The sequence below is a fragment of the Rhodoferax sp. RT5P35 genome, from assembly GCF_056521385.1.
In genome coordinates, this window is sequence record NZ_JBWMAX010000123.1 from 1 (window position 1) to 1,437 (window position 1,437).

Annotated in this window: 1 protein-coding gene; it reads left to right on the plus strand. The window is 67.3% G+C overall.

The genetic code is table 11. The annotated features are described in order from the left end of the window. Positions 1-1,437 (plus strand): PqiB family protein (locus AC097L_RS24210; RefSeq protein ID WP_479589272.1); only part of this gene is annotated, 1,437 nt, incomplete at both ends.

Consider the following 1,437-nt stretch of genomic DNA (forward strand, 5'->3'; position numbering starts at 1 on the left):
GTCCCCATCGTGGCCGCGCTGGTGGGCATCACCCTGGTGGTCAAAACCCTGCGCGACCGGGGGCCGGTGATCGATATAACCTTCAACACCGCCGAGGGGCTGGTGGCGGGCAAGACCAAGGTCAAGTACAAGGACGTAGAGATCGGCTCGGTCACCGCCATCACCCTGGCCGAGGACCGCTCCCGCATCATCGCCACCGTGCAGCTGCAAAAAGAGGCCAAGAGCTTTGTGGCCAGCGACACCCGGTTCTGGGTCATCCGGCCCCGGCTGGAGGCCGCCGGGGTCAGCGGCCTGGGCACCCTGCTGTCGGGGGCCTACATCCGCGCCGACGCAGGCAGCTCCACCGACACCCGCAGCACCTTCACCGGGCTGGAAGTGGCCCCGATCGTCACCCGCGATGCCTCGGGGCGGCAGTTTGTGCTGCGCGCCAGCAACATCGGCTCGCTGGACATCGGCAGCCCGCTGTACTTTCGCCGCATCAAGGTCGGCCAGGTGGCGGCCTACGCGCTGGACGAAGATGGCAAGGGCGTCACCCTGCGCGTCTTCGTCAACACCCCGTATGAGAAGTTTGTGGGTGCCAACACCCGCTTCTGGCATGCCAGCGGCGTGGACGTGGAGGTGAACGCCAGCGGCTTCAAGCTGCGCACCCAGTCGCTGGCCACCGTGGCGCTGGGCGGCATTGCCCTGCAAGCGCCCCAGGATGCCACCGGCCCGCAGGCCAGCGAAAACACCAGCTTCACCCTGGCCGACGACGAAACCACCGCCCTCAAGGCCCCCGACGGCCCGGCGCAGACGCTGCTGCTCAACTTTAACCAGTCGCTGCGCGGCCTGAGCCCGGGTGCCACGGTGGACTTTCGCGGCGTAGTGCTGGGCAAGGTGGTCTCCATCGGCGTGGAATTTGACCGCAGCAAGCGCCAGTTGCGCATGCCGGTGCTGGTCGAGATCGACCCCGACCGCCTGGGCTCTGCGTCCGGTGCCCTGCCATCCGAAACCCCCGCGGTGCAACAGCAGCGTCTGCAGCAAATGGTGGCCCGGGGCCTGCGCGCCCAGTTGCGTACCGGCAGCCTGCTGACCGGCCAGTTGTACGTGGCACGGGACTTCTTCCCCAAGGCACCGGCCGTGGAGTTGGCCAGCCACAAAGGCGGCGATCCCGGCATCAACCCCATCGAGATCCCCACCCTGCCCAACGGCCTGGACGAGCTGCAGAACCAGGTGTCGGAAATCGTCACCAAGGTCAACAAAGTGCCGTTTGAGCAGCTCAGCAACGACATGCGCAAAACCCTGGCTACGCTGGACAAGACCCTGGCGGGCGCCGAGCAACTGGTGAAAAAGCTCAACAACGACGTGGCCCCGGCGCTCACCGCCGCCATGCAAGACGCACGCACCACCCTGGGCGCTGCCAACCGCACCCTGGGCACAGCCGAGCGCACCCTGGCC